The sequence below is a fragment of the Inquilinus limosus MP06 genome (assembly GCF_000767795.1).
Taxonomy (GTDB): domain Bacteria; phylum Pseudomonadota; class Alphaproteobacteria; order DSM-16000; family Inquilinaceae; genus Inquilinus; species Inquilinus limosus_E.
Genome location: NZ_JANX01000297.1, coordinates 1 through 7,474 on the forward strand (window position 1 = coordinate 1; position 7,474 = coordinate 7,474).

The 7,474-nt window shown below is 70.7% G+C and carries 8 protein-coding genes; 7 read left to right on the top strand and 1 reads right to left on the bottom strand.

Annotation, left to right across the window (positions count from 1 at the left end; translation table 11 throughout):
* From P409_RS20675 to P409_RS20700, 6 genes are all read left to right on the top strand, one after another.
* On the top strand, positions 1 to 217 hold a 217-nt coding region (locus tag P409_RS20675; protein WP_034842914.1), incomplete at its 5' end, for a DUF2497 domain-containing protein.
* Between the two features lie 58 nt (positions 218 to 275).
* On the top strand, positions 276 to 2,921 hold the full coding sequence (locus P409_RS20680; protein ID WP_034842916.1) for a valine--tRNA ligase: 2,646 nt from the start codon (positions 276 to 278) through the stop codon (positions 2,919 to 2,921).
* A 225-nt stretch (positions 2,922 to 3,146) separates the two neighbouring features.
* Positions 3,147 to 3,587, top strand: coding sequence for a CBS domain-containing protein (locus P409_RS20685; RefSeq protein ID WP_034842920.1), 441 nt, complete (start codon positions 3,147 to 3,149; stop codon positions 3,585 to 3,587).
* Positions 3,584 to 4,021 (top strand): DUF2267 domain-containing protein, encoded by a 438-nt coding sequence (locus P409_RS20690; protein WP_034842924.1) that lies wholly within the window; start codon positions 3,584 to 3,586, stop codon positions 4,019 to 4,021. Before P409_RS20685 ends, P409_RS20690 begins: the two co-directional genes overlap by 4 nt.
* Before the next feature lie 62 nt (positions 4,022 to 4,083).
* Entirely contained in the window at positions 4,084 to 4,692 is a 609-nt protein-coding gene (locus P409_RS20695) for a helix-turn-helix domain-containing protein (protein ID WP_034842927.1), read from the top strand.
* Positions 4,683 to 5,501 carry an SRPBCC family protein gene (locus P409_RS20700; RefSeq protein WP_034842931.1) on the top strand — a complete coding sequence of 273 codons (819 nt, stop codon included), beginning with the start codon at positions 4,683 to 4,685 and terminating at the stop codon, positions 5,499 to 5,501. Before P409_RS20695 ends, P409_RS20700 begins: the two co-directional genes overlap by 10 nt.
* 10 nt (positions 5,502 to 5,511) lie before the next feature.
* Here the strand turns inward: P409_RS20700 and ada are convergent, their stop codons facing one another.
* The gene (gene ada, locus P409_RS20705) at positions 5,512 to 6,594 is read right to left on the bottom strand and encodes a bifunctional DNA-binding transcriptional regulator/O6-methylguanine-DNA methyltransferase Ada (protein ID WP_052121036.1); all 1,083 of its coding nucleotides are present in this window, start codon (positions 6,592 to 6,594) and stop codon (positions 5,512 to 5,514) included.
* A 416-nt stretch (positions 6,595 to 7,010) separates the two neighbouring features.
* On the opposite strand from ada, the gene P409_RS20710 reads away from it, so the two are divergent.
* A partial coding sequence (locus tag P409_RS20710) for an MFS transporter (RefSeq protein WP_034842933.1) occupies positions 7,011 to 7,474 on the top strand: 464 nt, incomplete at its 3' end.

Here is a 7,474-nt window from a genome sequence, read left to right on the forward strand (position 1 = left end):
GGCCAGCGCCAGCGCCGCGCTGGCGGCCCTGGCCCGGCTGAACGCCGCGGCCCCGCCGCCGGCGGCGGTGCACAAGAGCCAGACGGTGGACGATCTGGTGCGCGAGCTGCTGCGGCCGATGCTGAAGGAATGGCTCGACGCCAACCTGCCCCGGCTGGTCGAGCAGGCGGTCGAGCGGGAGGTATCCCGCATCGCCAGCGGCGCCGTACGACGCTGACCCGCCCCTTCGCTTCACCGCTCCATCGTCAGAATTCGAGAATACGGAAGGTTCAGCCATGCTGGACAAGACTTACGGGCCGCGCGAGGTCGAGGCCAAGCTTTATCCCGAATGGGAGCAGAGCGGCGCCTTCGCCAACAACGTCCAGTCGAACGCGGCGCCTTTCACCATCATGATGCCGCCGCCGAACGTGACCGGCAGCCTGCATATGGGCCATGCCTTCAACATGACCCTGCAGGACGTGCTGACCCGGTTCAACCGGCGGCGCGGCCGCGACGCGCTGTGGCAGCCCGGCACCGACCATGCCGGCATCGCCACCCAGATGGTGGTCGAGCGGGAGCTGGGGAAGCAGGGGATCAAGCGCCAGGATCTCGGCCGCGACGGCTTCCTGGAGAAGGTGTGGGAGTGGAAGGCCCAGTCCGGCGGCGCCATCACCAGCCAGCTGCGCCGTCTCGGCGCCACGCCGAACTGGACGCGCGAGCGCTTCACCATGGACGAGGGCCTGTCCCGCGCCGTGGTCAAGGTGTTCGTGCAGCTGCACCGCGAGGGCCTGATCTACCGGGACAAGCGGCTGGTGAACTGGGACCCGAAGCTGCGCACCTCGGTCTCCGACCTCGAGGTCGAGCAGAAGGAGACCAAGGGCCATCTCTGGCACTTCCGCTACCCGATCGAAGGGCAGGAGGGCCGGTATATCGTCGTGGCCACCACCCGGCCGGAGACGATGCTGGGCGACACCGCCGTCGCCGTGCACCCGGACGACGAGCGCTACAAGGATCTGGTCGGCAGGAACGCGGTCCTGCCGCTGGTCGGCCGGTTGATCCCGATCGTGGCTGACGAATACTCCGACCCGGAGAAGGGCTCGGGCGCTGTGAAGATTACCCCGGCGCACGATTTCAACGATTTCGAGGTCGGCCGCCGCCACGACCTGCCGCTGATCAACATCCTCGACGAGGAGGCCCGGCTCAACGACCAGGTGCCGGAGGCCTATCGCGGCCTGGACCGGTACGAGGCGCGCAAGCGCGTGGTCGCCGACCTCGAGGCGCTGGGCCTGGTCGAGAAGATCGAGGACCATGTCCATGCGGTGCCGCATGGCGACCGCGGCGGCGTGCCGATCGAGCCGTTCCTGACCGAGCAGTGGTACCTGAAGGCCGAGGTGCTGGCGAAGCCGGCGATCGAATCGGTCGAGCAGGGCAAGACCGTGCTGCTGCCGAAGATGGCCGAGAGCATCTTCTTCGAGTGGATGCGCAACATCCAGCCCTGGTGCATCAGCCGGCAGCTGTGGTGGGGCCACCAGATCCCGGCCTGGTACGGGCCGGACGGCACCATCTTCGTCGAGGAGAGCGAGGCCGAGGCCAAGGCGGCGGCGGAGAACCACTATGGCGAGGCGGTCGAGCTGCGGCGCGAGACCGACGTGCTCGACACCTGGTTCTCCTCCGCCCTGTGGCCGTTCTCGACACTCGGCTGGCCGGACCAGACGCCGGAGCTGCAGCGCTACTATCCCGGCGACGTGCTGGTCACCGGCTTCGACATCATCTTCTTCTGGGTCGCCCGGATGATGATGATGGGCATCCATTTCATGGGCGAGGTGCCGTTCCGCACCGTGTACTTCCACTCCCTGGTCCGCGACGAGAAGGGCCAGAAGATGTCGAAGTCCAAGGGCAACGTTATCGACCCGCTGGAGCTGGTCGACCGCTATGGCGCCGACGCGCTGCGCATGACCCTGGTGTCGCTGGCCGCCGGCCGCGATATCAAGCTGGGCCCGCAGCAGGTCGAGGGCTACCGCAACTTCGCGACCAAGCTGTGGAACGCGGCCCGCTTCTGCGAAATGAACGAATGCCGGCCGGTGGCCGGCTACGACCCGGCGGCAAACACGCTGACGCTGAACCGCTGGATCGTCGGCGAGGTGGCGAAGACGGCGGAGAAGGCGGCCGCGGCGCTGGAGGGCTTCCGGTTCAGCGAGGCGGCGCAGGCGCTATACCAGTTCACCTGGGCCGGCTTCTGCGACTGGTACCTGGAATTCGCCAAGCCGGTGTTCTCTGGTACCGATGAGGCGGCGAAGGCCGAGACTCGCGCCACCACGGCCTGGGCGCTGGAGCAGATCCTCAGCCTGCTCAACCCGATCATGCCGTTCGAGACCGAGGAGCTGTGGCGGCACCTTGCGGACCGCGGCGACGCCACGCTGGTGACCCAGCCCTGGCCGGACTACCCGGCCGGCCTGGTCGACCCGCAGGCGGCGGCGGAGATGGATTGGGTGATCCGCCTGATCTCGGCGGTCCGCACCATCCGGTCGGAGATGAACGTGCCGCCCGCGGCTGAGCTGGCGGCGATGCTGCGCGGTGCCTCGGCGGAGACGTTGCGGCGGCTCGAGACTCATGGCGCGCTGATCCGCCGCCTGGCCCGGCTGGCCACGATCGAGCCGTCGCAGGCGGAGCCGGCGAAGGGCTCGGCCCAGGCGGTGATCGACGAGGCGACGCTGGTGCTGCCCCTGGCCGGGATCATCGACCTCGACAAGGAGCGGGCGCGGCTGACCAAGGAGATCGAGAAGAACGCGTCGGAGGTCGAGAAGATCGACCGCAAGCTCGGCAACGCCCAGTTCCTGGAGAAGGCGCCGGACGAGGTGGTCGAGGAGCAGCGCGAGCGCCGGGCCGAGGCCCAGGCCGCGATCGAGCGGCTGCGCGAGGCGTTGGCCCGGGTCGCCGGCTGAGCCGCAGCAGCGTCGCGGTCTCGCCGCGGGCTGATATCGCAACGGCCGTCCGGGAGCGATCCCGGGCGGCCGTCCTGTTATGGCGCTCCGGACCGAAAGCAGGGAACCGGCCGCGGATGGCCTCTCGTTGACCTGATGAGCGGGTCGCGCAGGAACGCCCCGCGGGGATTCGCCCGACCCGCCGCCTGTCTGCAATCGGACGGCCCTGGGCCGAGGGAGAGCGCCATGAGAATAGCCGAAGTGATGACCAGCGATGTCGCGGTGGTGCGGCCGCGCGACAGCGTCCGCCATGCGGCACAGCGGATGGATGCGCTGAATATCGGGTCGTTGCCGGTCTGCGATGGCAAGCGGCTGGTCGGCATGATCACCGACCGCGACATCACTGTCCGTGTCACCGCCGCCGGCCTCGACCCCGAGGGCACCGAGGTCTCCGCGGCCATGTCCCAGGATGTGCGCTGGTGCTGGGCGGATGACGATGTCGAGGAGGTGTCGGAGCTGATGGGCGAGGCCCAGGTCCGACGCATCCCCGTGATCAATGCCGAGAAGCGGCTGGTCGGGGTGGTCTCGCTCGGCGACCTCTCGACCCAGCACGCCCCGGGAACGACGGAAACGCTCGAGGAGGTCTCCACACCCTCGGCACCCGACCGCAGCGGGAGGGGACCATGAGCGCGACCGGCCTCGAGGTCTTCGACAAGACGCTGCAGACCACCAATATCTGGCTGAACGAGATCGGTGAGGCGCTGGGGACCGACCGGCAGCGCTGCTACCACGCGCTGCGTGCGGTGCTGCAGACCCTGCGGGACCGGCTGAGCGTCGAATCGGCCGCCCATGTCTCGGCCCAGCTGCCGATGCTGGTGCGCGGCATCTTCTACGACGGTTACCACCCTGCCGGCACGCCCGAGGTGGTGCGCAGCCGGGACGAGTTCCTGCAGCGGATCTCGGCGCGGCTCGACAGCGACCGGGCGATCGATGCCGGCGATGCGGCCCGAGCCGTCTTCGCGGTCATGACCCACCACCTGCCCGAGGGGACGGTGCGCCACATGACCGATACGCTGCCGGACCAGATCGGGCAGCTGTTCCCGCCACCTTCCGTGCACTGACTGCGATCCGGCAGGCCTGATCCAACCTTGACAAGAAAAGTTGTCAAGGTTGGAATGGGGCCATGCTCGACGTGGATGTCATCGACGACCCGGCGGCGGCTGTCGCCGCGCTCGAACCGGTCCGCAGCCGCCTGCTGGCGGAGCTGGCCAAGCCGGCCTCGGCCGCCGGGCTGGCCACGCGGCTCGGGATTCCGCGCCAGAAGGTGAACTACCATCTGCGCGCGCTGGAGGCGCACCAGCTGGTCCGCGAAGCGGAGACGCGGCGCTGGGGCGGTCTGACCGAGCGGCTCTATGTGGCCACCGCGACCTCCTACATCGTCTCGCCGCAGGCGCTCGGGCCGGTCGCGGCCGACCCCGGCCGCGCGTCGGACCGGCTGTCGGCCAGCTATCTGATCGCGCTGGCCGCCCGCATCGTGCGCGAGGTCACCGGCCTGTGGCGCGCCGCCACCCAGGCCGAGAAGCGGCTGGCCACCCTCTCGATCGACACCGAGATCCGCTTCGCGTCGCCGGCCGACCGGGCCGCCTTCACCCAGGAGCTGACGGCCGCGATCGCCGCTCTGGCTGCGCGCTACCACAACGCGTCGGCGCCAGGGGGGCGGGACCATCGCCTGGTCCTGATGGCGTACCCGAAGCCTGCCGATCCACCGGGAAAGGAGCAGACATGCCCGTGAAGAAGGACGAGACCGGCCGCCGCACTGTCGAGGCCGAGGTCGAGGTGCCCGGCACGCCGGACGAGGTATGGCAGGCGATCGCCACCGGCCCCGGCGTGACTTCCTGGTTCGTGCCGACCCGCGTCGAAGAGAGGGTGGGCGGCGCCGTCACCGCCAATTTCGGCCCCGGGATGGATTCGCACTCGGTGATCACCGCCTGGGAGCCGCCCCGCCGCTTCGCTGCCGACAGCCCCAACGACATGGGGCTGGGCGGTCCGGCCATCGCCACCGAATGGACTGTCGAGGCCAAGGCCGGCGGCACCTGCATCGTCCGGGTGGTGCATGCCTGGTTTGCCGAGAGCGACGACTGGGACGGCCAGTTCCAGGCGTTCGAGAGCGGCTGGCCGGCCTTCTTCCGCATCCTGCGACTCTACCTCACCCATTTCCGCGGCCAGAGCGGCGTCAATGCCCAGCTGATGGGCGTGGCGCCGGAGCCGACGGTCCAGGCGGGATGGGCGGCTCTGACCGGGCGGCTCGGCATCGCCGGCGCCAAGCCGGGGCAGCGGGTGCAGACGGCGGCCGACGCGCCGGCCCTGGCCGGGCAGGTCGAGCGTGTCGGCCCGGACGAGCATCCGGAGCTGCTGCTGCGGCTCGACGCGCCGGCGGCCGGCATCGCGCATCTGTTCGCCTTGCCGATGGGCGGACAGGTCTATCTGCCGGTCCGGTTGTACCTGTTCGGCGACCAGCCGGCGGCCGTCGCCGCGCAAGAGGAGCCGGCATGGCAGGCCTGGATGACCCGCCATTTCCCGATGCCGGCCCAGCCGAGCTGAGCGTGTCGTTTCATCCCGCCTCGCGCTCCAGCAAAGCGCGCTTGCGGGCCACGCCCCAGCGGTAGCCGGACAGGTCGCCGTCGGACCGCACCACGCGGTGGCAGGGGATCGCGACCGCCAGGTCATTGGCGGCGCAGGCCTGGGCCACCGCGCGCACCGCCTTGGGCCGGCCGATCCGCCGGGCGATTTCGGCGTAGCTGGCGGTGCTGCCGGCCGGGATGCTGCGCAGCGCCTGCCACACCTGCTGCTGGAAGGCGGTGCCGCGGATGTCGAGCGGCAAATCCAGCCCGCCGCCCGACGGCGCCTCGACGAAGCCGACCACCCGGGCCACCAGCTGCTCGAACCCGGCGTCGCCGCCGACCAGCCGGGCCTTGGGGAAGCGGTCCTGCAGCTCCTCCAGCAGCGCCTGCGGATCGTCGCCGAACTGGATGGCGACGATGCCCTTGTCCGTGGCGGCCACCAGGATGTCGCCCAGATGACATTGCCCGATAGCGAAGCGGATCTCCGCCCCGGTGCCGCCGTCGCGAAAGGCGGTCGGGGTCATGCCCAGCCGCTGTGGCGCCGCGGCATAGAAGCGGCCGTTGGAGTTGAAGCCGGCGCCGTAGATCGCCTCGGTCACGGTCCCGGTCTGCTCCAGCTCGTCGCGCATGCGGTCGGCGCGGTGGGCGTCGGCATAGGCCTTCGGGGTGACGCCGGTGACCGCCTTGAACATGCGGTGGAAGTGGAAGCGGCTCAGCCCCGCCGCCTCGGCCAGCTCGTCCAGGCTCGGCATCTCTTCGGCGGTCTCGATCTTGCGGCAGGCGGCGACCGCCAGCGCGGTCTGGCGCTCGGCCAGCGACATCTCGTTCGGCTTGCAGCGCCGGCACGGGCGGAAGCCGGCGCGTTCCGCGGCGGCGCCGTCGGGATGGAAGGTGGCGTTCTCGCGCCGCGGATGGCGCGAGGCGCAACTCGGCCGGCAATAGACCCCGGTGGTGCGGACGGCGAAGACGAAGGCGCCGTCGGCGGCGCGGTCGCGGCGCTGCACGGCGGCCCAGCGGGCCTCGTCATTGGCGAAGGCCGGGGTGGGGACGGGGGGCGGGGGAATGAAGCCCATGGGTCGCTCCTGTTCGACGGTGGGATCGACAGGTCCCGCTGATATGGGGATGTCGATCGTTCCACCGAAGATGGCGGTCTCGGGTTTCGCCAGCACTCCGACCCTTGCTCTCAAATTCCGGCCGCGGTGGCGACCCGGTTCTTGCGATGGGGGCGGGTTCTTGCGGTGCCAACCCCCTCCCCCTGGCCCCCCTCCCGCGAGGGGAGGGGGGACATGGATTTTTCAGCTCTGGGAACACTCTCTCACCCCGAGCAACCCTAGTCCCCCCTCCCCCTGCGGGAGGGGGATAGGGGGAGGGGGTTCGGGCCGCCAGAGCCGACCCTGGCTTGCGGCCGAATTCGGCGGCAACAAGCGGAGCGCGGGGAGAGGGCCGGCCTTGGATGCTGGGGCTCCCATCTCCCGCCGCGAGACCTCCGATGTCCGCCACCGCCCCGCTTCCCGCCCCGTTCCGCCGACTGGCCTGGTCCAACCTGGCCGCGCAGTCGGCGGAGCAGATCGGCCTGGCCGCCGCGCCGATCGTCGCCGTGCTCGCCCTCGGCGCCGGGGCCGGCGGCACCGGCCTGCTGCAGACCGTGCAGACGCTGCCTTTCCTGCTTCTGTCGCTGCCGGCCGGCCTGCTGGCCGACCGGTCGTCGCGCCGTCGGATAATGGCGGCGGCCGAGGCGCTGCGGGCGGTCTCGCTCCTCGCCGTGCTGCTGCTCCTCGTCACCGATGGGCTCAGCCTTGGCCTGCTGGCGGCGCTCGGTTTCCTCGGCGCCGCCGGCACCGTGGCCTACAGCGTCGCCGCGCCGTCGCTGGTGCCGGACCTGGTGCCGCGGGCGGATCTCCCGGCCGCGAACGGGCGGATCGAGCTGGCGCGCAGCGCCGCCTTCGCCGCCGG